Raw genomic sequence first — 24,995 nt, 5'->3', positions numbered from 1 at the left:
TTTAAATCTTTAACAACCTATTTACTTTTTCAACTAAACTATTACCGTCTTGACTACCGATAATTGTATCATATCCAACTCGCAACAAGCCCATTGCAGTTACAAATGTGTGATCGCTAATATCTCCGGTTTCGTCAACTATTCCTGTAATATCACTTGGATTGATATATTGAACTACTGGTTTCTTAGTAAAAGGCAAGTCCTCTGGCCAGCGTCGAGTCTTCAGAGCTTCAGTAATTTTCTGCAAGCTCGATCCGCCACCACACAGTAAAATCCTATTCGGCAAATAATCGACATTATCAAAATCGCTCAGCGCCAATTCAACACCTGATAGCCAAACTTCCAAAGTCTTGTCGATCGCCGCGTCAACTTTTTTCTTTACACTAGGCTTCAAATTCTCATTATCAATATTCAGCTTCAACTTTTCTGCATCTTTGAAGCTTAAATCCAGGTCAGCCGCAATAGTTCTAGTGAAACTTCGTCCGCCAATACCAAACATCTTCGTGCCTTCGACTCCGCCGTCATTAACAACTGCAATATCCGTCGTGCCACCACCAATGTCCGCTAGAATCGCCGTGAAATTGCTATCCGTATCCGATCCTAAAACGCTCCTACTCACCGCAAATGGCTCAGCAGCCACAGCCACTAAATCCAGCGCAAGCTCGTCCGCAACCTTCTCTAACGCGCCGATATGAACCATCGGAGCAAATGCCGTGTAAATCTGCACCGCCACATCTCGCCCCTGAAAACTAATCGGATTCGAAACTTTATAGCCATCAATATGAATACTCACCAGCGCCGAGTTAACCAGCTTCACTTCAACATCCTCATTGCCAGTTTCTAGTGCAATTTGTGCCTGAGCCTTTCCCTGGGCTCGCTCCTGGACTTTCTCAATAATAAATTCCATCTCAGCAATGTCTAATGGCTTATTCGGCTGCGGCCTGCGATAGCGAATAGTATTCGTAACACCCTTAACTAATTCGCCCGCGATACCAATAACGACTCGCTTGCCCTGAACGCCAGCTTGATCCTCAGCTTCAGACAGAGCCTCTTCGCAATTCGCCACAACACCAGCAATATCAGCAATCGCACCACTGTGCATATCACCCATTTCCTGCTGTTTTCGACCAACACCAATAATCTTCAGCTCGTCGTCTTTAACTTCAGCGATCAACGCCTTGACCACTTCCGTACCAATATCTAAGCTAACCAATAGCTCGCGACTATCTTTATCAGACTTCTTTAACATATCTTTCAATGCCATATAAGAAATATTATATAACGCTTGTGATTTTAGAGCAACAGTTAATTATCTATCTTAAAACAGCCTTGATTCGACGAATTCCAGCCGAGCTAGATTCTTCTTTGGTGATTTTGAATCGCTTGCCATCTTCAGACAAAACTCCAGTGTGTTCGACGTGTGGGCCGCCGCAAACTTCAAAGCTAACGATATTATCATCTTTACCAATGGAATAAACCTTAACCTCATCACCGTAACGCTCACCGAATGCACCAATTGCGCCCATGCTCAACGCCTCATCGGTCGGATATACAGCAAAACTAACTGGCAAATCTTCATCAATCCAAACATTAACCTGATCTTCAACCGCCTGTTTTTCCTCAGGTGTCAATTTGTCGTGATTAAAATCAAAGCGCAATCGATCGGCGGTAATATTGCTTCCGTGCTGCTGTAAATCTGGCGCATTCAAAACCTTGCGTAACGCCGCACCCAACAAATGCGTCGCCGTGTGATATTTCAAATGAATAGAGTCATGACCTTCCAGACCACCGCTAAATTGCCCCTTGCGAGCCGTCTTAGAGCGCTGTCGTTGTTCATTCATTTTCGCGGTAAATTCCTCGCGCCAATTGTCCGAAAGCTTAATTCCTTGTTTATATGCTTCTTCCGTACTGAGTTCCACTGGAAAACCGAAGGTGTCGTACAAAGTGAACAATTCTTCACCAGTCAAGCCATCGTCAATGTAGCGCTGCATTTGTCGCAAGCCTTTTCTTAGAGTCTGGCGAAAAGCTTTTTCTTCCTTGACTAGCACGGCGATGATATTGTCGCGATTATTCTTCACCTCTGGAAAATCAGCCTCGTACAAATCAGCAATCGTCGGCACAACTTCTTGCAGGAAATTCTGCTCGATGCCCAAATCAAAACTATAACGAATTGCCCGACGAAGCAGACGACGCATCACATAGCCCTGTTCTTTATTACTTGGCACACACCCATCAACCGCCATAAACGCCGCAGCTCTCAAATGGTCAGCAATCACTCGCATACTTTCGGTATGCGAAGCGTAATCTTTGCCACTCAGATCTTGCAGCTTTTCAATAATCGGCCAAAGCAAACTAATCTTAAAGACGTCAGGATCATTATTTACTGCAGCCGCGATTCGCTCAAGTCCAGATCCATGGTCAATATTTGGCTTATCAAGTGGCTCAAATTGTCCCTCAGCAACTTTTTTATATGCCATAAATACGTTATTGCCAATCTCCATAAATCGACCACAATCACAGTTCGGATGACAATTTTCACCAAATTTTGGATCATGTTCAATAAAATCAAACTCATAAAACATCTCACTATCTGGACCACACGGATCACCAACCGGGGTAGTCTCCGGGCCACCATTACGACTCCACCAGTTTTTACTGCCGTCATAAAAGAAAATTCTTTCACCCGGATTTACACCACGCGCCGCACCCTGCTCTTCGCTGCCGATATCTGCCATTTTTGCATCAATGCCCTTTTCTGCAAACTTTTTCTGCCACAGTTTAGCCGCTTCAACGTCTTTATCGATATTATATTCCGGTGCGCCAATAAAACACGTTACATACAATCTCTGCGGATCAAGACCAATTTCTTCAGTCAAAAACGTCCACATCCAGCCAATTTGCTCTTCCTTAAAATAGTCGCCCAAACTCCAGTTCCCAAGCATCTCAAAAAACGTTGTATGACGATTATCACCAATGTCGTCGATGTCCTGCGCTCGCAAACACGTTTGAGAATCGGCAATTCTCTTACCTTCGGGATGTGCCTCACCAAGCAAGTACGGAATCATCGGCTGCATTCCGGCGCCCGTAAATAAAGTCGTCGGATCATTAGTTAAAATCAACGGCGCACGCTCAACAACGGCGTGACCCTGTTTTTTATAAAATTCAAGATATTTACTACGTATTTTTTGGGCATTCATGAATATAATTATACCATAAAATAACCCCACCTTACAGATGGGGTTTATAGATCAAATCGCCAATCTCAACAAATTATTCAGCTACTTCTTCAGCTGGCTCTTCTTTTGGCTGATTCTTGCGAAGTTTTTCTGGATTACGGATGGCTTTGTGCTTGTCGGCGGAAACTTCCTTAACCCACTTTGGCAACTTAACACCAGCTTCTTTCAATAACTTAACTACGCGTGGTGTTGGCTGTGCGCCATTGTCCAAATATTTCTGAGCCAATTCAACTTGGATATTTGATTCTTTAGTGTGTGGGTTGTAGCTACCGACATAAGCGACTACACGACCGCTTGATGGATGACGATGTGCTTCTTGTACCGCCAAGCGATATACTGGATAACCTTTGCGGCCCAAACGTTGCAAACGAATTGCTAGCATAAAATTAATTCTTCCTTTAACTCTACGTTTTATTATTCCTTACTTTAGAACAGTTTACACTATTTTTCCTATAACGTCAATCTGTTTTCACGATTCCGCCACCCAAACATTCATCGCCGTCATATATTACCGCAGATTGACCCGCGGCTACGGCACGCTCAGAAGCAGAAAGGTGCACAATATCTCCGTCAATTTTCGCGTCGAATAAAGCGCCTCGATGACGCAACCGAACCTGCACGTCCTTATCTTTATACGGCGCTTGATTAATCCAATGAATATCCGCCAACCTAAGTTCTTTTCGCCACAAACTTTTATTATCAATCGAGCGCGAAACATAAACTTCATTCTTCTCCATATCTTTACCGACGACATAGTACGGTAATCCGCCACCAACATTCAAACCATGACGTTGACCGAGTGTATAAAAAATTGCGCCGTCATGTTTACCGACGACAGATCTAGTCTGTTGATCAATGATATTTCCCGGCGCAGTTTTAATATATTCCGATAAAAACTCACGAATTCCAACTTGCCCGACGAAACAAATTCCCATCGATTCCTTTTTACTCGCCGTCCACAAACCACGTTCTTTCGCCATTTCGCGAACTTCCGCTTTAGTGAAATTGCCCAGCGGAAATATGGTTCTTGACAAAGCCTCCGAAGTCACTCGATATAAGAAGTAGGTTTGGTCTTTATTATCATCACGAGCACGTAACAATTTAGCCGACGAAGATGATTCATGAGCAACGCGTGCATAATGCCCTGTCGCGATATAATCCGCTCCAGCCGCCAACGAAGCCTCCAAAAATATCTTAAACTTCACTTCTTGATTACACATAATATCTGGGTTTGGCGTGCGACCCGCTTGATATTCGCGAATCATGTAATCGACAACGTTTTGCTTATATTCTTTCTGGAAATCAAAAACTCGAAAATCAATGCCCAAGCCAACCGCCACACGCTTGGCGTCAGCAACATCTTCCGCCCAAGGGCAATGCATTCCGGGAAGATCTTCCGACCAGTTTTTCATATAAACGCCCGTTACATCGTAACCCTGCTCAACCAAAAGTGCTGCGGCCACGGAGGAATCCACACCGCCCGACATTCCAACAAAAACTTTCTTACTCATCTAGACAACCCCAGAGCAAATAGCCCAATTCTCATTAATTCACCCATTGCCAGCCACCAGCCCCACGGCGTTAACCACCACCACGAGCTCCAGTTTTTATCAAAAGCAACAGGATGGCTTCGAATCTTCACATCGTTAAACTGTGCTGAAAATTCAAGCTGCGCCCGACGCATATGATAACCACTCGTCACCAGAATCACATCTTCAATTTTTCGCGAATCGACAATTTTCTTCACCTCGGTGGCGTTTTGTCTGGTCGTTTCGGAAGATTCGTCCATAACAATGGCTTTCTCAGGAACACCACTGTTAATCGCTCGCTGATACATAGCCTTAGCGTTGGACGGACCAGTTTTATCGGCCGCCGCGCCCGACACAACAATCAACGGCGCCCAACCTTCTTTATACAGTTTAATAGCCTCGTCGGTTCGCGCATTCGTATCGCCACCGCTGACAACAACTATTGCATCAGCCTTACGACAATCACCTTCGCCCACGCCTTGACATTTTCCCAAATCATCTGGAGATAAATACGCGCTAAGCCCAAAAATCACCAAAGCAGCAAAAATAATCAAGCCAACTAGTTTATGAATCATCGACGAGCCCTCTTCATTTCCGCTTGCACAGCTTCGATGATAAATTCGCCAGCTCGCTTTACATTCTCATCATTGTTCAACTTGCCTAAGGTAAGCCTTAAACTACCGTCAATCTCTGATTCACTCAGACCAACACTCGCTAGTACATGAGAACGCGTTCCAGAATTAGCCGCGCAAGCACTACCCGTAGCCACTAGAACTCCACGAGATTCTAATAAAAACACCAATCTTTCGGCATCAATTCCAGAAAATGATATATTCAAAAAACTCACCAAACTTTTTTTCATATCTGACGATATCAACATATCAGGAAAAGCTTGCTTCAAATCTTTTACCAAATTTTCTCGTAGTTTTCGCAGTCGCTTCACTTCAGCAGAACGTCGTTTTTGTGCCAATTCCAAAGCAGTCGCAAAACCAACCACGCCAGCAACGTTTTCAGTTCCACTGCGCAGCCCCAATTCTTGACCGCCACCAAAAATATTCGCTTTCAATGTAATGCCAGGTCGCACCCACAATAAACCAACTTGCTTTGGACCATAAACTTTCGCCGCAGACAATGTCAATAAATCAACACCCAGCCTTTTAATCTTCACGTCAATTAAAGCCGCCGCCTGCGAAGCATCTGTATGAAAAATCAACGGTAAAGGTTCATCATTTTCTTGGCGCCTGAGTCGCTCAGCCTTTACAATTTCCGCAATTTCTTCAATTGGCTGAATGTAGCCCAGCTCATGATTCACCAGCGCAACACTAACAAATCCAACATCTGGCGTTAACATTTTTTTAACCGTGTTCGGGTCTATTCGTCCATTTTTCATTGGCGGAATTAGCTTCACTTCCGAACGCGCTTTTGCGGAATTAATCACCGAATCATGCTCAATTGCCGAAATTAAACTTACGCCATTTGCTGCATTGAACGCCAAATTGACAGACTCAGTTGCTCCAGCTGTCATTATCAATTCATCAGCCATCACACCTAAGCAGCGCGCCAGCCGAGCCTTCGCGTCTTGATATTCACGCTTTGTAAATATGGCGGGAGCGTACGGACTAGACGGATTGAAAAACTTTTCAGAAAAATATGGCAACATCGCCTCAACCACCAACGGATCCATTGGCGTGGCAGCAGCATGATCAAGATAGATATAGTCTTTATTCACTTTTTTATTATATCAAAGCGACCGACCGGTTTGCGGATCTTTCTTATACAATTGTCGAGAAACTCGCTCGTAATATTCCTTAGTTGCCAAGACAAAATTCTGAAGCTCGTCGCCCTCCAAGTAACTATAGCGATAATTCGGCTGAATCTTCAAAATTCCCTTTGGTTGCACTTCATAACGCGTCGTCAATTCTTGCCGACCACCCTTACCATCAGCAACTTCTTCATACCAAATCCAAGTATCTTTATCTAAATTAAAAAATTCTCGTCGCGCAACATACGCCGGCTTCTCGCCAAAAATTGTTGCGCCAATTTCACTTTCCAATTGGATTAGCTCGCGCTCGGTAAATTTCTTTAATGGACGATCTTTTTTACGGAATTTCAATAAAGACACCGCGTCGCTATCATCAGCAAAAACCAAACTTCGTACTTTTTTCAAAAACTTAGTCACTTATTGCACCTCGTTAGCTTTAGTTTTTCGAAGATCTGCTAACATATTGCCAATTTCTTTCACAGACTCAACAGGATCGGCAGGCTTCTCATTTTCACCAAGCACCTGTTTACAAAAATCAACCGCCTCATTATTAGGGATATTCGCTTTAAGATTATTTACGTCAAACGCAGTCTTCCCTAATTCAGGGCTTACTTTAGAATTGTCACCGCGCTGCTCAGCGTCAGAAAAAATAGCGGCAAGTTTTTCGCGAGCTTCAATTTCGGGTGTTTTTGTAACACATTCCGGCGTACTATTCATTTTCTCCACTTTCAAATGCCAAAAAGTTCTTTTGTGTTGTGAAGAGTAGCTTGGCTTAAAACATCAAAATCAATATTTCGCTGCTTCGCCCAATATTCAGCCACCAATCTCACATATTCTGGCTTGTTTATATTACCACGAAACGGCGCCGGTGTCAAGAATGGCGCGTCAGTTTCTAGCAATAATTGCTCCAGCGGGATTGAAGCGAACAATTCTTTCTGCAATTGATCCTTTGTGAACGTACTAATTCCATTAAGTCCAACGTACAAATTTCGCGAAAAACCTTTTTCCAAATTTTCACGCGTATCGGTAAAACTATGCAAAACACCGCGCAGTCCAGGAAAATTATCGAAGATTGGCCAAAAATCATCCCAAACTGACGGCTGATCCTTCGCACCATCGCGAACATGAAAACTTACCGGCAAATCATAATCTATTGCCACTTGAAGTTGTGCCTCCAAGCCCTCAATTTGCGTTTCCCGCGGACTGTTATTGTAATAATAATCAAGTCCAATCTCACCAATTGCCACAATCGGAGAATTTTCCGTCTTATTCTCCAGCAAAGTTTTGACATCTCCCCAGCCGTCTTTCGTATCGTGCGGATGAACGCCAATTGCTGCCCAAGTAAACTCATGATTCGCGGCAAATTCCACAGCTTGGCGACTACTTCGCTGGTCAGTACCGACACAAATCATGCCAATATTCGCCTCGACCGTTTCTTTGTAAAACCTCTCGCGATTGTCCGTAAAAAATTCCGTATCGTGCAAATGACAATGCGAATCTATCAGACGTAAACCCTCAGTCGCACTTTTCCTATCTGCTTCAATCATAAACTATTTAACCTGAGATTCTGTTTTCGGAGCGCGTGGATCTGGCGTGTGAATATATTTGCGCGGGAACAAAGGCGTCAATTCTGACGGCACGACACCACTAGCAAACATATCATGAATTTTCTCGGCAGTTTGCGGCATGAATGGGCGTAGCATGTCGGACACTTGCAACAATGTACCGCAAGCGTGCGCCAAGATCTCACTCAAATGCGACTCTGCTTCTGGATCTTTATCACGATTTTTAGCAACTTGCCAAGGCCGAACTCGCTCAATATATTGATTCAAAGAACGAACAATTAGCCAAATTTCGTCCATAGCTTGGTCAAACATATAACTTTCCATCGCCTGACGATATGGTCCCATATCGTGCTCGGATTGTGGAGCGTCGCCAATAACGCCTGCTTGATAACTTTGCACCATTTTAGCGACTCGCTGAACCAAATTGCCCAAATCATTGCCAAGCTCACCATTATACGCAGCTTCAAACTTTTCCCAAGTAAAGTCGCCGTCATCTTGCGTTGGTACGTGGCGCAAGAAATAATATCGAAACGCCTCAGCGCCGTAATCTGGAATAATGTCAGTCGGACCAACACCATTTCCGAGGCTCTTTGCCATTTTCATTCCGCCAGAATTAATAAATCCATGGACAAGCAAAACCTTCGGAAGCGGCAAATCCAGCGCCATGAGCATTGCTGGCCAAATACCAGCGTGGAAACGAAGAATGTCCTTGCCAATGACTTGCACGTCAGCCGGCCAAAAAGACTGCCACTCTTCTGGACGATCAGGATAACCTATAACCGTAATGTAATTACTCAAAGCGTCCAACCAGACGTACATGACTTGATTATCATCACCGGGAACTGGCACGCCCCAGCTAAGATTTTTACGCGGACGAGAAACCGACACGTCTTTCAGACCGTCTTTCATCAATTCCAAAAACTCTTTTTTACGGAATTCAGGTACGATTCTCATTTTATTTGACTCAATAGCCTGACGAATATTGTCCGAAAAAGCGCTGGTTTTAAAATAGTAATTTTCCTCACTCAAACGCTGATACGGCGTCTGGTGATCTGGACAAACCCCATTATTATCGGCAGCTTCTTTATCCGTAACGAAAGCTTCGCACCCCTGACAATACCAGCCTTCATATGAACCTTTGTAAATGTAACCAGCCTCAACGAGCTTTTGCCAAATATATTGCACCGCAGCAACGTGATGCGCATCAGTCGTTCGAATAAAATCCGTCACTGAAATATTCAGCTCGGAAATCATCTTCTTAAAATTGACGTGCGTTTGATTGACGTATTCTTGAGGGGTTTGATTTTGACTGGCGGCTTTGGCAGCAATTTTATTGCCATGCTCATCCACGCCAGCTTGAAAACGAACCTCATGCCCGTTCTGTCTGGAATAACGCGCCCACACGTCTGCCAACATATAATCCATAGCATGCCCAACGTGTGGCAAGCCGTTTACGTAAGGAATAGCGGTAGTGATGTAAGCGTGTTTCTTAGTCATGATATATATTATATCACCACTAGAGCAATTATCGCAGACGCCACTCTTTCAGCAGCCTCTTCCAATCTTCAATCGCCAAATCTTCAGCGCGAGCATCTGGTGAAATTCCTGCATTTTTCAGCAATTCTTCCGCCACAATCTTATCAATCCCCAGCCCACCGCTCAAGCTGGAACGTAACTTCTTACGCTTCGCAGAAAATCCAGCCTTAACAATGCGGAAAAAATCCCTCTGATCTTCTGGGGTAATTAACGGATTGTCGCGGGTTTTCAAAACCACAACCTGCGAATCAACCTTTGGCGGTGGCGTAAAAAACTGCCTAGGAACTTCAATATCCAACTCCGCCTCAGCAAAAATCTGAACACTCACAGACAGAATACTCATATTCCCAGCCTCTGCCGCAATTCGCTCGGCAACTTCTTTTTGCACCAACAACACCGCAATACTCGGCTTATTTTCTGCGGTCATCAATTTTTCAACAATTTTGCTGGTAATGTAATACGGGACATTAGCTACGACTTTGTAATTTTTTGGCAATTGATTCAGGTCAAATTGTAATATATCTTGATTTACGACAGTTAATTTTTTCCCAGGAAATTGCCCTGGTAATTTTCGCGCCAAATCTGCGTCAAATTCCACAGCAGTCACCGAATTAGCCCGGGCTAACAAGCGACTGGTCAAAGTACCTAGTCCTGGTCCAATTTCCAGTACAACATCATCGCTCGTCAATTCGGCCGCTTCAGCAATATCTGCCAAAATCTCCGGATCTTTCAGCCAATGCTGTCCAAGCGATTTTTTTGGTCCATGAGAAGAAGCCATTAGCGTCCATCTCCATTCGTCCAGTCGGTCGCCAAATCGAATCCGTGCGGATGTTTGGCTGCAAATCCACCCGTGTCATAAACCTTTCCAGGACCCATGCTTGTCTCCACTACCGAACATCGCGGATAATTACCATAATTAGCCGCCACCAAAATATAACCATCTTTATCAACCTTCGCACCATCCGCCCGCACCGTATAAGTACCGCCGCTACCACAAGCTTTTATCACAATATTCATCGGCAAATCATAATACGTCTCGCGATGCGCTACACCCTTGGAGTCGGTAAATATCTGCGCGCCCTTACTTTTCGTCAATGGATTTTTAGGCTTCGTACCAATTATTTCAATCTGCTTCTTTGACTGCTTTGTGATTTCGCTAGCAACTTCCTTACGACTAATTTCGCGCTCATTCTCTACCTCAACCTGATAAGTCACCTTCCGCACACCTTTTTCCCCAAGCTGCTTAACACTCTTAAACCCAATCGGCTGAGAATCGTCCTTAATCTGCTCAATATCAAAATTAATATCAACTTCTTCAGTTATCGTTCGCTGTTTTGATCGCTCAATCTTCATTACCAGACCCACACCGTTCACCAAAAGATCGTCAGAATTCGTAAAATGCGTCTTATCTTCGCGATATAAAGTCAGTCCAGCAGCCTTCGCAATCAAAGCCGGCGTTTGTTCGGCAGTGGTTATTTTCAGGCGTTTATTTCCATCGACGATTGTTATTGGACGAGCGCGGAAAATATTGACCTGATATTTTGCGCCGGTCAATTCCATATCAATATTCGGTTCAACCGCGTCAATCTTTTCGTCAATCGTAATCTTAGCCGCACGCAAAGCCTGCCGAACGGTCAATGCGTTTGTGATAATCGTCTTTTCCTCGCCGCGATCATAAATACGGACCAAATGCTCGCCAGAAGCCTTTCCATCAGCAAATGAAATCATCGGAGTTGCAATCGCAACCAACACAGCCAATCCAATAATTTTTCCAAAAAATAAACCTTTTGTGCGCATAACCATACAATAACCAGTAAACCTAGTCAAATAAATTATACCAGATTAAGCGCTTTTTATCTATAGACTGCAGCCAACTTACGCCACCAGTGTCAGTTTACCACCATTTTTGGCGGTTCCATGCATTGTAAGCCCCAGCCCAACTGCCATATCTACTTACAGCATAACTATTGAAGACTCTAATTTGACAAACTGGATCACTCTGCCAATTTGGGCAAGCCTGAGAAAGCTTATTTATATTCGTCTGACCAAGCCCAGCATATTGCCCGTTCCTAGCCGTCGTTCGCCAAGTCGACTCTTTTGTAAAAATAAAGTTCACATAGCCATAATCATCAGGGCTAATACCAGCCGCAGACATCCAATCCGAATGAGATCCAGAAGGTAAACTAACTTTCGTCCCCACAATCTCAATCTGCTTCTTTGGCTCTTTTGTCACAACACTAGCAATTTCCTTACGACTCACCTCCACGCCGTTCTTCATCTCGATTTCATAAGTAACATTTTTCTTACCGTTCTCGCCCGCTTGTTTTACTTCGCGATATCCCGAATCTCGATTCGCGTCTTGAACTTTTTCAACCTCAAATTTCACATCTTCTTCTGCGGTTATGGTTTGCTTACCATTACGCCAAAGCTCAATTTTCATTCCAGGAATAATTTTTGCCGAACGATCCACAGATAGCGTATCATCTTTCTTTGGATCAATGTTCTTCTCTTTCAATAGCTCGCCAACCGTCTTAGCGTGTGTGCGAATGACAGATTCTTTGCCATAAAGTACAAAATTAACCATCGAGGCTCTGTCAATTTTCATCACCATGTTTGCGCCATCAACCGCCATATTATCGGAACTGGATAAAGTAGTTTTGTCCTCTTCAAAAACTTCAATTCCAGCAACCTTCGCAATCAAAGCTGGCGTCTGCTCAGCGGTAGTTACCTTTAGTCGCTTATTTCCATCGACGATTGTTATTGGACGAGCGCGGAAAATGTTAATGTTGTACTTCTCTGCCACCATCTCCGAATCAAGACTCGGCTCGACTACGTCTTGACGTTCATCAATAGAAAACTTAGCCAATTTCAAAGCCTCGCGAATCGTCCTCGCTTTTGTAACAATCGTCTTTTCTGCGCCCCTGTCGTAAATCGTCACCAACTTTTCGCCAGCCTTAGCCGCTGGCTTATCGGCGTCAGCCAATGCTTGATTGACAAAAAATAAACCGCCAACCAGCACCAATATCGCGCCAGAAACGAACGTAATTTTCTTAGAATAGTGTTTTGCCTGTAATCTTATACCCATAAGTTCACACCCACAACGTAGGTGTCCTTATTATATCAAATTTTCTCCAAGCGTGCGAACTCGACGTTCAATTTCTTAATATTTCCATTATCAAACTGAACCGTAACGCTCAAGCCTTCGCTGTCAATGATTTCACCCGAGCCAAAACTTGGACTACGAACTCGATCACCAACCTCCAAACCAATATCTTCCGAATAAAAATCAGGCTCTACGATCGGCTGAGCCGGTCTATCAACACCACCAGCCATCAAGCCCATCTCGTCCAAAAACCTCGACGGCATATTATAGCCGATCTGACCAAATTGCGTCCGAGAGCTAGCACAGCTAACGAATAATTCTTCTCTCGCCCGAGTTACGCCAACGTAGCACAATCGGCGCTCCTCTTCGACGTCATCAGCGTTGCCGCTATCAAACACCCTCGCGTGCGGCAAAATCCCCTCTTCCAGTCCCGCCAGAAAAACCACCGGGAACTCCAAACCTTTAGCCGCATGAAGCGTCATGAGCGTTACTTGTTGATCGGCAGTTGTATCCGTCGAAGACATCAAAGCCATCTCTTCCAAAAACGTCGCCACGTCAACGTAAGCCTTCGCCTCTGATAAAAGCACGCCGATATTTTCCATTCGCTCCTCAGCTTGCGGCGTTCCGTCATTTATAAAATCTTCATAGCCAGTACTTTTCATGATTTTTTCAATCAGTTCGGCTGGAGATCCGTCAATTTCCTGCTGCAAATCGTGTAATTTTTGACCAAACTCTAGCAACGGACGTTTTGCGCGCGCTGTCAAAGTATCCGCCTCCTCAACCGCCAGCAACCCGCTAATTATATCTTTCCCTGACACGTCATTCCAGTCCAGAAACTTAGAAATACTTACTGCTCCAACACCACGTTTTGGCGTATTCACAATTCGCAAAAAACTAACTCGATCACTCGGCTGATATAACAATCGCAGATATGCCAATAGATCCTTAACGACCGCTCGATCCAAAAATCGCAGACCGCCGACGATTTTATACGGAATATAGCTCTGACGCAAGGCTCGCTCAATTGCGTAACTTTGCGCATTCGTTCGGTACAACACCGCCACGTCACCATATTGACGACCGTTCGCAATTTGCGCCTGAATCTCATTCGCAATCGCCAAGGCCTCCTCGGACTCATTGTATAATTGCCATAATTTCGGCTCAACACCGTCGCCATTCGCCGTCCATAAATTTTTATCAGTTCTATGAATATTATGACTAATCAGCGCATTTGCCATATTCAAAATCGCGCCAGTCGAACGATAATTTTGCTCCAGCTTAACCACCGTCGTGCCCGGAAAATCACGCTCAAAATTGAGAATATTAGTGTAATCAGCCCCGCGAAAACTATAAATCGACTGAGCGTCATCACCAACCACACATAAATTGCGACGCGAATTAACCAACAGCTTAATTAGCGCATACTGCACCGCATTCGTGTCCTGATACTCGTCAATCAGAATATGCTCGAATTGCTGCTGCCATTTGTGACGGATGTCTGGCTTACTTCTCAATAATTCCACGGTTTTTATCAATAAATCGTCAAAATCCAACGCCGAAGCATCTTTCAGAGCTTTTTCATAAGCAAAAAACAATTCAGCTATTTTCTGTTCTCTTGGACCGCGAGTCGAAGCCGAAAAATCCTCGGCATTTCGCATTTCATTTTTAGCGTTCGAAATAACCGAAAGTACAGCTCGAGGTTTAATATCTTTATCCGTCAAGCCGCGAGACTTCATAATTTGCTTCATCAAGCTTATTTGATCATCGGTATCGTAAATTAAGAATCGCTTATTCAGACCAATATTTTCACCATCCATCCGCAACATTCGCACGCAAATACTGTGAAAAGTTCCCATCCACGGCATAAATTGCCGATTTTCAGAGTCCTCACCCAATATTTGCGCTAGCCTCTGACGCATTTCCTTCGCGGCTTTATTAGTAAATGTAACCGCCAATATTCGACTAGGAAATATTTTCAACTCGCCAATCAAATAAGCGATTCTATGAGTCAGAGTTTTAGTCTTTCCAGATCCGGCTCCAGCCAAAATCAACAACGGCCCATCAACGTGCGTCACCGCTCGAGCCTGCTCGCTATTTAATCCGTCAGTAAAATTAGACATATATCTATTTTATCAGCAAAAAGTACGAAACAGCGCCGCCAGCCATACCAATTGCCAAAAATAGAACAATAAGCAATGCTATTAATAATCCAGATTTTTTCTTTTCCTTGTCGACTGAAGGTTTGACCTCTGTAGATACGGCGGCAAACATCGGCGCTGGCTCAGAATCCATAGTTTCTTTTTCGGATAATTCAGAAGACTCAATCAAAGAGCTGTCAATGTCAGTGGACATTTTATCGTCTGAATCTTCAGGAACGCCAGCCTCCTCAATTGCTATAATTTCTGGACTCAAATCCATTGGCGAGTCGGGTGCATCACCCAAAGAATTTTCGCTCATGTCGTAATTAGATAAATTGGTATTATATTGATGTTCCAATTTTATATCCTCAGAATCAGCAGACACAGACGTGTCTTCATCACTATTCATCTCAGAACTAGTCATAGTTTGGTTAACGGAACCAAGCGGTCGCTTCTCCACTTCAACATTAGCAATAAACGGAGACTCCAGCGGCGTAGTCATCGGTGTAGCAGGAGCTTCGCTATTACTTACGGCCAATGATTGAGCTATCTTATCAGTCAATGACAACTCCTCAGCAGGCGTATCTTCAATTTTCGTAAAAGTAGATTCATTATGTACGTCTTTAAGATCGGGGGTGTCACTAAGATTATCTGATTGAGCAACTATATCAGACATCTCTTTTCCTACCGCAGAATGCCTATTATTTATGCTAATCACGTCCACCAAATCAGGTGAAGGCTGAATAGTCGTGCCAGTTCGGGATGGAGCGGGAGCAACGGGTTTTTGGATAGCGCTGACAGATGAAGGTCTAACAACATCCATGAAACGACCAGTCGAGCGTCTCGCGACTAACGGCGCAGCTTTGACTTCGCTAGCAGCCACACCAGGAGCTCTGTTAGCTATTGAGTCGTTAGCAACTTTCTCGTTCGTAGGATTATCAACCTCTTTAGGAGTCGTATTGTCGCTAGAAGGATCTTTTTTTGCTTCAGGCTGAGAGATCGACGATAAAGAAGTAGAAGCAACAGGCGAAGGTGTAAATGGAGTTACCGGAGGTGCAAGGCTAGTATCAATAGAACTCTCCGGTGCAGACTTTTCCCCTACAGGCGCAGACATAGAAACCTCGCTATTATTTTCATTAGCCGCCGCTGGAGATTCCTTTTCTCGCTGCTTATCCATAAGAGAGCTTACCGCTCTATCCAACTCATCAAAATCAATATCTGTCATATGCCCCCTATTTTTTAACCTTTATGTGCTTTCGAGATTATCTCCTTAAATTGATATGCATCCAAACTGGCTGCCCCAACCAATAAACCATCAAGTTCATCAATTGCTAAATAATCTGCGGCGTTTATTGACGTAATACTTCCACCATAAACAACTCGAACTGATTCCGCCGCTTTTTTACCATACAAATGAGAAATATGTCGTCGAATCATCTGTGTAGCTTTTTTTACATCAGACGCTTTAGCGCTGTCGCCAGTACCGATCGCCCAAACTGGCTCATACGCAATAACTACTTCATCCAGCTCGTCCGCCGTCACATTAGCCAGACCGCTAGTCAATTGATCAGCCAGAACATCCTTCGTTTCACCAAGAGTCTTCTCTTGAATCGTTTCACCAACACACAAAATCGGATGAATACGATTTCGAATTGCTGCCTGAACTTTCAGCCGAATGTCTTTTTCGCTTTCAATGAAAATATAGCGACGCTCCGAATGCCCAATTATCACATAATCAGCAATTCCACGAAGATGCGCCGCTGGAATTTCTCCCGTGTACGCCCCCGAATCTCGCCAATAGCAATTCTGAGCCGCCAACTTAGCGATTCGACGATTAATTTGCAAACTCAAACTCTGCAGCGTCAGAATAGTAGGCGCCAGCACCACTTCAACATCTCTATGCGATGGCAGCGTATTCATCAGCTTATGCAAATATAAGCTAGCCTCCTGCATATTGAAGTTCATTTTCCAGTTACCAATGATTAACTTTTTTCTCATGAGATAATCCTTATGCTTAGTTTATCACCTCAAACCGTATGCGTCTAGTAAACTTTCAATTCCAGGCAATTTTTTACCAGCCATCAAGGCCATGCTAGCTCCGCCACCAGTGGAAACATGGGTGAAATTGGCGCCGTCATGTCCGTCCCATTTCAATATAAAATCAGCCGTATCTCCGCCGCCGACTATTGAAACGACTCCTTTATTCTGGGCAATAGCCAGTGCTACTCGCGCTGAACCGATTGCAAAATTATCAATCTCAGCATAGCCCAGCGGACCATTCCAAATAACCATCTTCGCGCCGGCCAGTATTTTCGTGAATTTCTCAATCGTCTGACTTCCAATATCCAGCGCCATATCTGAGTTCTTTATTTTATCAATATTAACTTCTTGACGAGGAAAATCCTTAGAAATCTCTGGCGCAACTGCCACATCAATCGGCAATACCAAAAAATCGTCAACATTCTCTACGCCAACCTTAGCCGCCGCCAAATCATAAATTTCCGCGACAACCTTTTCCATTCCTGGCTCAAACACACTCTTGCCGACATTAAATCCACGGCAATGTAAAAACGTGTTCGACATAGCGCCGCCAATTAAAATCCGATCCGCCTTTTTAATTAGACGCTTAATCAGTAATATTTTATCGCTAACTTTCGCGCCGCCAACAACCGCGACCAACGGACGTTTTGGCTTATTCATCGCCTCAGTGATAGTTACATATTCTTTTTCTAATAGTAATCCTGCTAGCCCCGGAACACACAATGTAATCGCATGAGTGCTGGCGTGTGCCCTGTGCGCGACCGCAAATCCGTCTTGCACAAAATAATCCGCTCGGACAGCGCGTTGAATTGACTTGGCAAATGTTAAATCATCAGCCTCCTCCTCGTCATAAAAGCGTAAATTCTCCAGCATAAGAATGCTGCCTCGTGGCGCGCGGCGAACGGCTTGATGAACAGCTTCGCCCACGCAATCATCCAGCAATTCTACCGGACGGCTCAGTAACTTGGATAGGTGATCTGCGACAACTTTCAGACTAAACTTGAGATCCTTACCTTTTGGTCGCCCCAGATGAGACATGATAACAATCTTACAATTCTGCTCCAACAAATATCGGAGTGTGGGCAGCGAAGCGCGAATTCTTAGATCATCAGAAATCTGACCGCGCTTTGTTAGCGGCACATTATAATCTGCTCGCAGAAGAATAGTTTTTCCACGTAGATCAATATCGCGAATTGTTTGCTTCGGAAATTTTCTGCCCACCCAAATTCTCCCTACGACAATGTCTTGACTTGGATATTGTCAGTTTTGCCCGGCTCTGGATTGTGACCGCTAACAAGCACAACCGTAACTGGATCTGCGCCGAAATAACCTTCTTGTTTCAACTCGTCAGCTAACTTAGTTGCTGCATTTGAATCGTTTGGTCGAACATATGGACGAGAAGCGTACCTTAGTGCCAATTTTTGCGCAGTCTTCACATCTTCGGTTACACAAACAATTGGTAGGTTCGGACGATATGCGGCAACGTTAATTGCAGTAGCGCCAGTGTGTGTTTCCGCAATAATAGCTCGAGCCTTAATTCTCCTTGCCAATTGAGCTGCCGTGTAGCTTAAAATCGCGTCAGTTTTTTCACGCATTTCAGCCTTTTCTACCAACATCACTTCACTGTGTTCTTGAGTGTAGATAATAGTCTTGCGCATCGCACGAACGGTTTCAACAGGATATTTACCGTTGGCAGTTTCGTCAGACAGCATAACTACATCAGCGCCTTGGATTACGGCATTTGCAACGTCGCTTACTTCAGCGCGACTTGGCTCTGGATTGTCAACCATACTGCCCATCATTTGCGTGGCAACGATTACTAACTTGCAATATTTACGACACAAGGCAATAATTCGACGCTGTACAACTGGGACAATTTCCGCGCCAGCCTCCACCGCCAAGTCTCCGCGAGCGACCATAATACCGTCACTAGCCTTAACGATTTCCTCCAAATTCTCTGGATCAACGGCAGACTTAGTCTCAATCTTGGCAATAATATTGGCTGTCGAACCCAGGTCTGTCAATCGACGACGCAAATCAATAATGTCATCAGCTTTTTGAATAAAACTCAATGCAACATAATCAAAATCTTGGTTCGCGCCCCATTCCAAATCGTTAATATCTTTCTGAGTAAGAATGTCGCCACCAAAATCTGTGTCTGGCAAATTCAAACCCTTGCGGCTCATCAAAAAACCGTCGTTCTGAACTTCTACGCGAATTGCAGTCTGGCTAACAATTTCTCGCACAACCGTCCTGATCTTGCCGTCAAACATGTAAAGTGGCTCGCCGACTTTCATCTTCTCTGCCAAATTGTACTGCACTGGCAAATTAAAACTGCCGTCATGATCAGTAATTTCTGAGTCCAAGACCAACATATCGCCAACCTTAACATTCAGCATGTTATCTTTCAGAACGCCCAGGCGAATCTTCGGACCTTGCAAATCTTGTAGGATTGCGACAGGCTTGCCCAACTGTTTACTAGCTGTGCGCACCCAATCGATCTGCTCAATTCGCTCCTCGTTAGCGCCGTGGCTAAAGTTCATACGGATGCCGTTAACACCGGCCTCCAACAATTGGTAAACCTTTTCTTGGCTGAACGTTGCTGGCCCAATTGTTGCTAATATTTTTGTTCGTTTAAATATATTATCACTCATTTTTAAAATTATATCACGAAATAACAGTGATGAAAAACGCTTGATACAATATAATATGACAATAATCATTAACAGGAAATAAGCTTGCAAAACCCTCAAGACAAAATTTTAATTGGTGAAGCCTATTATTTTGATGTGGCAGGTAGGCAAATTGTTGCTAAAGGATTTGGTCAGTTTGACCCCGCCAATTACCATCTTAAGGCAGAACTTTCGACAACGGCCCCAGGCACATACAATAAGTTATTTATCGTCATAAAAACTCGCTCACAATACGTAACGCCTTTTGCATTTTACCGCAAACATCTTAGCGAAAACTCTGTTTACACCCCCGCTTATGATGTTCGCGCCTACCTAAAATGGCCAGTCAACGCTGGCATAGAATCAATTCTTCGAAAATCAACTACAATAAATATTCTCATTAACGCAGAACATACACCCGATACCGTAATCACCAATATCGACATGAAAAATATTACCAGTACAATTACTAAAAGGGCGGTCACTTCTAGAATATGTTATGCTACCTATAAAAATATTAACCTCACCATATCAGCAACTCATTCGATCCTCCGCACAAATAAATTGACAATCAGTACAGACAAATCTCGGCTTCAGCCCTACCTCAATTACACCTTTTCTCACACAAAAGGATCTTTCCAGGTAACTGATATCGGTAAAATACTTCTCGCATTTCAATTATATTGGATTAGCCACTTCGACAATACGCATTGTTTTATACAGTCAGTGGATTTGAACGGAATCGCAACACTGCATCTCGCGAATCCTTTTTTAGAAGCTGTATCTCCAACCAAATATCGTCCCTCAATAAGTCTGCAAGACTCCATGAAACCATTAACTCTTATAAAAATGACCCATTTTTTCATCAACCCAAACCGCCAAAAAGCTCTTGGATCTTATAGTAAAATTGGGCTAGCTTTCACGCGAATTATCGATTATCGTTTTCATACAAATTCAAATGTATTTCATATGAATATTGCAAATCTAATTTTTGCCCTTCAAAGTTTTGCAGAAGGAATCGCAGAAAACGAACTTAAAAAGCAGCATAGAAAATCAAAAAACGAAATAATTAAAAGTATTGAAAAAGCTATTCAGTTAATTCAGTTCAGCGGCGATATTAACGATAATGTTAAAAAATTCTACAATAAGCCAACCAATACAGTCTATCATCTTTTAACTCGCCCAACTTTCAACCAGTCTCTCAATATCGCCCTAGAAAAATTAGGAATAAGAATAGAAAATCATAAGACAATGCTAAAAGTAATACAGAAAGCTCGACAACAAGTTGTGCATAGCGAAGGTTATGACGTTGAATTTCTCTTAAGTATTCTCACTAGCACTGTGTCCCAGATAGAGATTGGTGAAAAAGATCCAAAAACTAAATTCGTTCGTATTGACGGCCAGCTCGAAAAACTTTATATACTACTACGCGAAATGATAATAAGATATTTTGATAATTACGGCAACTAGCGAACTTCCAAACTACCATCAACATGCGAGATCAATGGATCAAGTAAAAACTCAATGGCTCGTCGATTTCCAGTTGTTATTTCCACAACAGAATTCATGCCTGGAATTATTTTCAGCTCAATATTTTTCGAGGTTTTTAGACTATCAAGCTTAACCTTAATCCGATATATTAGCCCCAATTTATCGTTAACTATCGCATCTGGGCTAATCGATTGAACAACCCCACTCAAATAACCATATCGCTGGAACGAATATGCGTCAACTTTTACAACAACTCGTTGGCCAACATTTACAAAACCAATATCCCTACTTTGTAGCGACGCCTCCACAACAAGCGACTCTTCAAGCGGCGTAATCTCGGCAATTATTTGAGCCGCCGACACCACGCCACCAATGGTATTTGTCTTTAAAGACAATACTGTGCCGTCAACTGGCGCCACAATTGTTGTCTGTTCTAATGCCACCCTTGCTCTTGTCAGAGAATTTTCAAGTTCAATAATTTTATTGTCCTGAGAGATTGCAGTAGCTGTATTACTCACCCGAAGTTCATTTAAGCTCACTGCGGCTTGATTTTTCGCATTGTCTATTGCAGACTCCACCTGGGCTATCTGCTGCTTTTGTGAAGATAACGATGATTCAAGAGAAGAAATCTTCTGTCTTACAGAATTAAGATCACTACGAAGCTGCATTTGCTGCAATGGCGCTCCATGCTCCATTAGTTTATTGATCTGCTGTTCTTTAGCTTTATCCTTAGTTAACATATCATTAAGATCCTTGCCTACACTATCCAATTGGGAAAGTTGCTTCTGAAGATTTGTTAAATTTGTTGAGGAGAGAAGCTTCCTGGATTCCAATATATCATTTTGCGCATGCATTTTTTCAATCAAACTTTGCTTCGTCTCCTCTGTTAAACCTGACTTATTGATATCATCCATGATAATTGAAGACGAGACTCCTTTTGCGATAGATCTTTCAATTTTAGCAATAGCTAAGGTCTTCTCCACCGATTCAACATTCTGCTGGGCGACTTTTTTATCTAGCTCAACCACAATATCACCTTTTTTAATGCGCTGACCTTCGTGCACTTTTATATCAACAATTGTACCTGACACTGACGATTGTAAAATTTTTGTACCGCTTTCCGATGCTAATTTCCCTTGACCCGAAACAACCACGTCCAACTTTCCAAAATACAACCAAGCTCCAGCAGTCATCAATAATAAAACTGTCATCCAAATAACAATATGTCCGAGCGGAGAGGTTGGTGTTTCAATAATCTCTTGAGCGGCTGGCAAAAATTCATATTGCAAGCGCCGATCTCGATATTGCCAATACGCTGACAACTTAGACATCTTCACCTCCCATTTGCTGGTTATACAAATAAGCATACAAGCCATTCTTTTTTAGCAACACACGAGGTGTTCCGTACTCCACTAATTGCCCTTTATCAATTGCCATAATTTTATCAACTGATTTCAATGTTGATAGCCGATGTGCGATTATAATAACAGTCCGTCCGGCAACAATTTGTTTCAAGTTTTTCTGAATGACATTTTCTGATTCATAATCAAGCGCGGAAGTTGCCTCATCAAAAATCAATATCTTTGGATCATGGAGTAGTGCTCTTGCGATTGCTATGCGCTGTTTTTGCCCGCCAGACAAGCCCTCACCACGTTCACCAACTTGCGTATCATAACCTTCTGGTAGCTCTAATATAAAATCATGTGCTCCCGCAATTTTTGCAACACGAACAATTTCTTCCATGCTCGCCGAAGGCTTGTGTATACAAATGTTTTCACGAACGCTAGCATTAAACAGAAAATTCTCCTGTAAAACAACACCAATTTGCCTCCTCAGCCAAGATGGATCAGTTGTCGCAATATCAACTCCATCAATAAGAATTTTTCCTGATTCTGGAATATACAATCTTTGCAATAGTTTTGATATTGTACTCTTTCCAGATCCGCTTCGCCCAACTACGCCCACAACTGTCCCTGGATGAATACCAAACGACACATTACGAATCACCTCTGGCCCATCTAGCGTATATCGAAAATAGACCTTATCAAAACGAATGTCGCCTTTTATGCTTGGTAATCGAGATTTAGCTGGATCAAGAGTTGGTTCAGTTTTGTTATTAAAAATATCACCCAATCGCTTAATTGACACTCCTGCTTGCTGAAAATCCTGCCAAGATTGTACCAGCCGCAGCACTGGCCCGCTCACTCGACCCGACAGCATCCGAAACGCAATAAGAGCACCGATGGTCAAGCTGCCAGACATTACCATATGCGCACCAAACCATAAAATAGCAATATCAGAAATCTTCTGAATAAACTGACCGATTATACCGGCATTATTTGATAAAATTGATGTCTTATAACCAGCTCGAACATAGCTAGCAAGTCGCCCCTCCCACTTCTTTTGCAGTTCCGGCTCTAGCGCAAAAGACTTAATGGTTTGGGCTCCATTGATTGACTCCACCAGATATGATTGTGCTTCGGCGCCAGTATTAAATCGCTCGTCCAACCGATATCTAAATAGAGGCGTCACAATAGCAGATAGTATTACGAACACCGGCAAGCTAGCTAGAACAACCCAGGTCAACGTCGTACTATACCATATCATTATGACGATATATACAAATATAAAGCACAGATCAATAACTGTTGTCATTGGCGCACCTGTCAGAAAAGAGCGGACTTTTTCTAGCTCCATGACCCGAGCAGTCGTGTCGCCAACGCGCCGAGTCTCAAAGTATCGTAGCGGCAATGCAAATAGATGACGAAACAGCCGCGAACTTAAAATCACATCAATTCGACTCGTGGTGTGAGTAAAAATATAACTTCGCGCAATGCCAAGCATCATCTCAAATAACGCAACAACAATCAGCCCAAATACAATCACGTCTAGTGTCGATACGCTATGGTGTGCTAACGCCTTATCAATCACAACTTGCGTGAGAATCGGTGCAAGTAACCCTATAATCTGTAAAATAAACGCCGCCAGCAGTACTTCTAATAATGGCCTCCTGTATTTTATGATAGTCGGAATAAACCATTTGATATCAAACTTACGCTCGACATCCTTCCAAAACCGTTGCGCGAATAACAATACTCGACCAGTCCATTCTTTCTCAAACGCCGCTCTTTCGACAATTTGAGGCGGCGAACCGTCAGGCATAAGTATAAGTAGTTTACCGTTGTCAATACGCGCCAAAACAGCAAACTTATCTTTCTTCATACCAACAATCACTGGCATTGGTAATTTTTCCAGCTGCTTATATTTCACCGTAGATATCTTAGCCTTTAACTTCAGAGTTCGGGCGGCACGAAGCATATCAACCTCATTCATAATACCCTCCTCCAATGCCAGGGCGTGCTTCAGCTGCTCAGGATCAGCTGCAATACCATGAAATTGCGCAATCGTAATAAAGCAGTACAAGCCTGGGTCTATTGAGTTTGATTTTTGTGACTTCTCCGACATATACGCAATCCAAGCCCACCAGATTTTATCAAAAGTGTAGCAGAAATTTTACAAAGACCAAAGCTTAAGCGGTTGGAGCTGTCCAGTATTGCGTAACTATAGATTCTACTTGAGACGGCTGGCTAGACAATGCCTGCTGCCAGGTCATTCCCGTATCCTTCTGGAAAGTAGACATTGCTTGGATCAAACTCTTGATCTGTGTATGTGTGATAAATTTACCATCTTCAGATGTAAACGTTTCAATCTTATAATTATCTCCTCGATACCATGAGTCAATTACCACTGAATCCAGAGATCCCGGCATATATACCACTAAATCGTCACTGCGCCGCTCAAAAATAACATCCTGTAACTTATGCTTCAACCGAACTTCATCAGCAAGGCCGTTCATGTCATAAATCCTGTCTACCCCATCTCCCCTGTTGAAGATGTAGGTATCATCACCGTAGCCGCCGCGA

Annotated in this window: 22 protein-coding genes; 1 reads left to right on the top strand and 21 read right to left on the bottom strand. The window is 43.3% G+C overall.

Annotation, left to right across the window (positions count from 1 at the left end):
• Position 1: 1 nt before the first annotated feature.
• From LRM45_RS02695 to pyk, 18 genes are all read right to left on the bottom strand, one after another.
• A complete protein-coding gene (locus LRM45_RS02695) occupies positions 2-1,264 on the bottom strand; it encodes a cell division FtsA domain-containing protein (protein ID WP_129636425.1) in 1,263 nt (420 codons plus the stop codon).
• Between the two features lie 49 nt (positions 1,265-1,313).
• Positions 1,314-3,197 carry an alanine--tRNA ligase gene (locus LRM45_RS02690; protein ID WP_243826645.1) on the bottom strand — a complete coding sequence of 628 codons (1,884 nt, stop codon included), beginning with the start codon at positions 3,195-3,197 and terminating at the stop codon, positions 1,314-1,316.
• A 73-nt stretch (positions 3,198-3,270) separates the two neighbouring features.
• The gene (gene rpsP, locus LRM45_RS02685; protein ID WP_129634821.1) at positions 3,271-3,618 is read right to left on the bottom strand and encodes a 30S ribosomal protein S16; all 348 of its coding nucleotides are present in this window, start codon (positions 3,616-3,618) and stop codon (positions 3,271-3,273) included.
• Positions 3,619-3,694: 76 nt separating this feature from the next.
• Entirely contained in the window at positions 3,695-4,747 is a 1,053-nt protein-coding gene (gene mnmA / locus LRM45_RS02680; RefSeq protein WP_243826644.1) for a tRNA 2-thiouridine(34) synthase MnmA, read from the bottom strand.
• A complete protein-coding gene (locus tag LRM45_RS02675; protein WP_243826643.1) occupies positions 4,744-5,340 on the bottom strand; it encodes a YdcF family protein in 597 nt (198 codons plus the stop codon). Before LRM45_RS02675 ends, mnmA begins: the two co-directional genes overlap by 4 nt.
• Positions 5,337-6,494: a cysteine desulfurase family protein gene (locus LRM45_RS02670; protein ID WP_243826642.1), complete on the bottom strand. Its 1,158-nt coding sequence runs from the start codon at positions 6,492-6,494 to the stop codon at positions 5,337-5,339. The genes LRM45_RS02675 and LRM45_RS02670 overlap by 4 nt, the downstream gene beginning before the upstream one ends.
• Before the next feature lie 12 nt (positions 6,495-6,506).
• A complete protein-coding gene (locus tag LRM45_RS02665; protein ID WP_243826641.1) occupies positions 6,507-6,944 on the bottom strand; it encodes a hypothetical protein in 438 nt (145 codons plus the stop codon).
• Positions 6,945-7,244 carry a hypothetical protein gene (locus LRM45_RS02660; RefSeq protein ID WP_243826640.1) on the bottom strand — a complete coding sequence of 100 codons (300 nt, stop codon included), beginning with the start codon at positions 7,242-7,244 and terminating at the stop codon, positions 6,945-6,947.
• Between the two features lie 11 nt (positions 7,245-7,255).
• Complete coding sequence (locus LRM45_RS02655; RefSeq protein WP_243826639.1) at positions 7,256-8,074, bottom strand: TatD family hydrolase; 819 nt, start codon at positions 8,072-8,074, stop codon at positions 7,256-7,258.
• 3 nt (positions 8,075-8,077) lie between these two features.
• Positions 8,078-9,589 (bottom strand): methionine--tRNA ligase, encoded by a 1,512-nt coding sequence (gene metG / locus LRM45_RS02650; RefSeq protein ID WP_243826638.1) that lies wholly within the window; start codon positions 9,587-9,589, stop codon positions 8,078-8,080.
• A gap of 28 nt (positions 9,590-9,617) precedes the next feature.
• Positions 9,618-10,406, bottom strand: a complete 789-nt coding sequence (gene rsmA / locus LRM45_RS02645; RefSeq protein ID WP_243826637.1) for a 16S rRNA (adenine(1518)-N(6)/adenine(1519)-N(6))-dimethyltransferase RsmA — start codon at positions 10,404-10,406, stop codon at positions 9,618-9,620.
• The gene (locus LRM45_RS02640) at positions 10,406-11,425 is read right to left on the bottom strand and encodes a resuscitation-promoting factor (RefSeq protein ID WP_243826636.1); all 1,020 of its coding nucleotides are present in this window, start codon (positions 11,423-11,425) and stop codon (positions 10,406-10,408) included. The genes rsmA and LRM45_RS02640 overlap by 1 nt, the downstream gene beginning before the upstream one ends.
• A 97-nt stretch (positions 11,426-11,522) precedes the next feature.
• Positions 11,523-12,713, bottom strand: a complete 1,191-nt coding sequence (locus LRM45_RS02635) for a resuscitation-promoting factor (RefSeq protein WP_243826635.1) — start codon at positions 12,711-12,713, stop codon at positions 11,523-11,525.
• Between the two features lie 35 nt (positions 12,714-12,748).
• Complete coding sequence (locus LRM45_RS02630) at positions 12,749-14,851, bottom strand: ATP-dependent helicase (protein ID WP_243826634.1); 2,103 nt, start codon at positions 14,849-14,851, stop codon at positions 12,749-12,751.
• 4 nt (positions 14,852-14,855) lie between these two features.
• Positions 14,856-16,094 carry a hypothetical protein gene (locus LRM45_RS02625; RefSeq protein ID WP_243826633.1) on the bottom strand — a complete coding sequence of 413 codons (1,239 nt, stop codon included), beginning with the start codon at positions 16,092-16,094 and terminating at the stop codon, positions 14,856-14,858.
• A gap of 14 nt (positions 16,095-16,108) precedes the next feature.
• On the bottom strand, positions 16,109-16,867 hold the full coding sequence (gene tpiA, locus LRM45_RS02620) for a triose-phosphate isomerase (RefSeq protein WP_129637313.1): 759 nt from the start codon (positions 16,865-16,867) through the stop codon (positions 16,109-16,111).
• A 24-nt stretch (positions 16,868-16,891) separates the two neighbouring features.
• On the bottom strand, positions 16,892-18,130 hold the full coding sequence (locus LRM45_RS02615) for a phosphoglycerate kinase (RefSeq protein ID WP_243826632.1): 1,239 nt from the start codon (positions 18,128-18,130) through the stop codon (positions 16,892-16,894).
• 11 nt (positions 18,131-18,141) lie between these two features.
• Complete coding sequence (pyk, locus tag LRM45_RS02610) at positions 18,142-19,563, bottom strand: pyruvate kinase (protein WP_243826631.1); 1,422 nt, start codon at positions 19,561-19,563, stop codon at positions 18,142-18,144.
• 135 nt (positions 19,564-19,698) lie between these two features.
• Here pyk and LRM45_RS02605 point away from each other — a divergent pair, with 135 nt between their 5' ends.
• Positions 19,699-21,051, top strand: a complete 1,353-nt coding sequence (locus LRM45_RS02605; RefSeq protein ID WP_243826630.1) for a hypothetical protein — start codon at positions 19,699-19,701, stop codon at positions 21,049-21,051.
• Here the strand turns inward: LRM45_RS02605 and LRM45_RS02600 are convergent.
• The 3 genes from LRM45_RS02600 to LRM45_RS02590 all read right to left on the bottom strand — a co-directional run.
• The gene (locus LRM45_RS02600; protein ID WP_243826629.1) at positions 21,048-22,403 is read right to left on the bottom strand and encodes an HlyD family type I secretion periplasmic adaptor subunit; all 1,356 of its coding nucleotides are present in this window, start codon (positions 22,401-22,403) and stop codon (positions 21,048-21,050) included. The two genes, LRM45_RS02605 and LRM45_RS02600, sit on opposite strands and share 4 nt — an antisense overlap.
• On the bottom strand, positions 22,396-24,537 hold the full coding sequence (locus LRM45_RS02595; protein ID WP_243826628.1) for a type I secretion system permease/ATPase: 2,142 nt from the start codon (positions 24,535-24,537) through the stop codon (positions 22,396-22,398). The genes LRM45_RS02600 and LRM45_RS02595 overlap by 8 nt, the downstream gene beginning before the upstream one ends.
• A gap of 64 nt (positions 24,538-24,601) precedes the next feature.
• A partial coding sequence (locus LRM45_RS02590) for a calcium-binding protein (protein WP_243826627.1) occupies positions 24,602-24,995 on the bottom strand: 394 nt, incomplete at its 5' end.

It is taken from the genome of Candidatus Nanosynbacter sp. TM7-057 (assembly GCF_022828295.1).
In the GTDB taxonomy this organism is placed as follows: domain Bacteria; phylum Patescibacteriota; class Saccharimonadia; order Saccharimonadales; family Saccharimonadaceae; genus Nanosynbacter.
Note: the sequence above shows the minus strand (reverse complement) of the source record. Positions and strands in the feature narration are given on the sequence as shown.

Excerpts from the sequence above, each read along its gene's own strand:
- LRM45_RS02690 (WP_243826645.1), bottom strand. The coding sequence starts at position 3,197 with ATGAATGCCCAAAAAATACGTAGTAAATATCTTGAATTTTATAAAAAA.
- rsmA (WP_243826637.1), bottom strand. The coding sequence starts at position 10,406 with ATGGCTTCTTCTCATGGACCAAAAAAATCGCTTGGACAGCATTGGCTG.
- LRM45_RS02660 (WP_243826640.1), bottom strand. The coding sequence starts at position 7,244 with ATGAATAGTACGCCGGAATGTGTTACAAAAACACCCGAAATTGAAGCT.
- metG (WP_243826638.1), bottom strand. The coding sequence starts at position 9,589 with ATGACTAAGAAACACGCTTACATCACTACCGCTATTCCTTACGTAAAC.
- mnmA (WP_243826644.1), bottom strand. The coding sequence starts at position 4,747 with ATGAGTAAGAAAGTTTTTGTTGGAATGTCGGGCGGTGTGGATTCCTCC.
- rpsP (WP_129634821.1), bottom strand. The coding sequence starts at position 3,618 with ATGCTAGCAATTCGTTTGCAACGTTTGGGCCGCAAAGGTTATCCAGTA.
- LRM45_RS02600 (WP_243826629.1), bottom strand. The coding sequence starts at position 22,403 with ATGTCTAAGTTGTCAGCGTATTGGCAATATCGAGATCGGCGCTTGCAA.
- LRM45_RS02675 (WP_243826643.1), bottom strand. The coding sequence starts at position 5,340 with ATGATTCATAAACTAGTTGGCTTGATTATTTTTGCTGCTTTGGTGATT.
- LRM45_RS02640 (WP_243826636.1), bottom strand. The coding sequence starts at position 11,425 with ATGCGCACAAAAGGTTTATTTTTTGGAAAAATTATTGGATTGGCTGTG.
- tpiA (WP_129637313.1), bottom strand. The coding sequence starts at position 16,867 with ATGAGAAAAAAGTTAATCATTGGTAACTGGAAAATGAACTTCAATATG.
- LRM45_RS02695 (WP_129636425.1), bottom strand. The coding sequence starts at position 1,264 with ATGGCATTGAAAGATATGTTAAAGAAGTCTGATAAAGATAGTCGCGAG.
- LRM45_RS02635 (WP_243826635.1), bottom strand. The coding sequence starts at position 12,713 with ATGGGTATAAGATTACAGGCAAAACACTATTCTAAGAAAATTACGTTC.
- pyk (WP_243826631.1), bottom strand. The coding sequence starts at position 19,563 with ATGAGTGATAATATATTTAAACGAACAAAAATATTAGCAACAATTGGG.
- LRM45_RS02630 (WP_243826634.1), bottom strand. The coding sequence starts at position 14,851 with ATGTCTAATTTTACTGACGGATTAAATAGCGAGCAGGCTCGAGCGGTG.
- LRM45_RS02655 (WP_243826639.1), bottom strand. The coding sequence starts at position 8,074 with ATGATTGAAGCAGATAGGAAAAGTGCGACTGAGGGTTTACGTCTGATA.
- LRM45_RS02595 (WP_243826628.1), bottom strand. The coding sequence starts at position 24,537 with ATGTCGGAGAAGTCACAAAAATCAAACTCAATAGACCCAGGCTTGTAC.
- LRM45_RS02625 (WP_243826633.1), bottom strand. The coding sequence starts at position 16,094 with ATGACAGATATTGATTTTGATGAGTTGGATAGAGCGGTAAGCTCTCTT.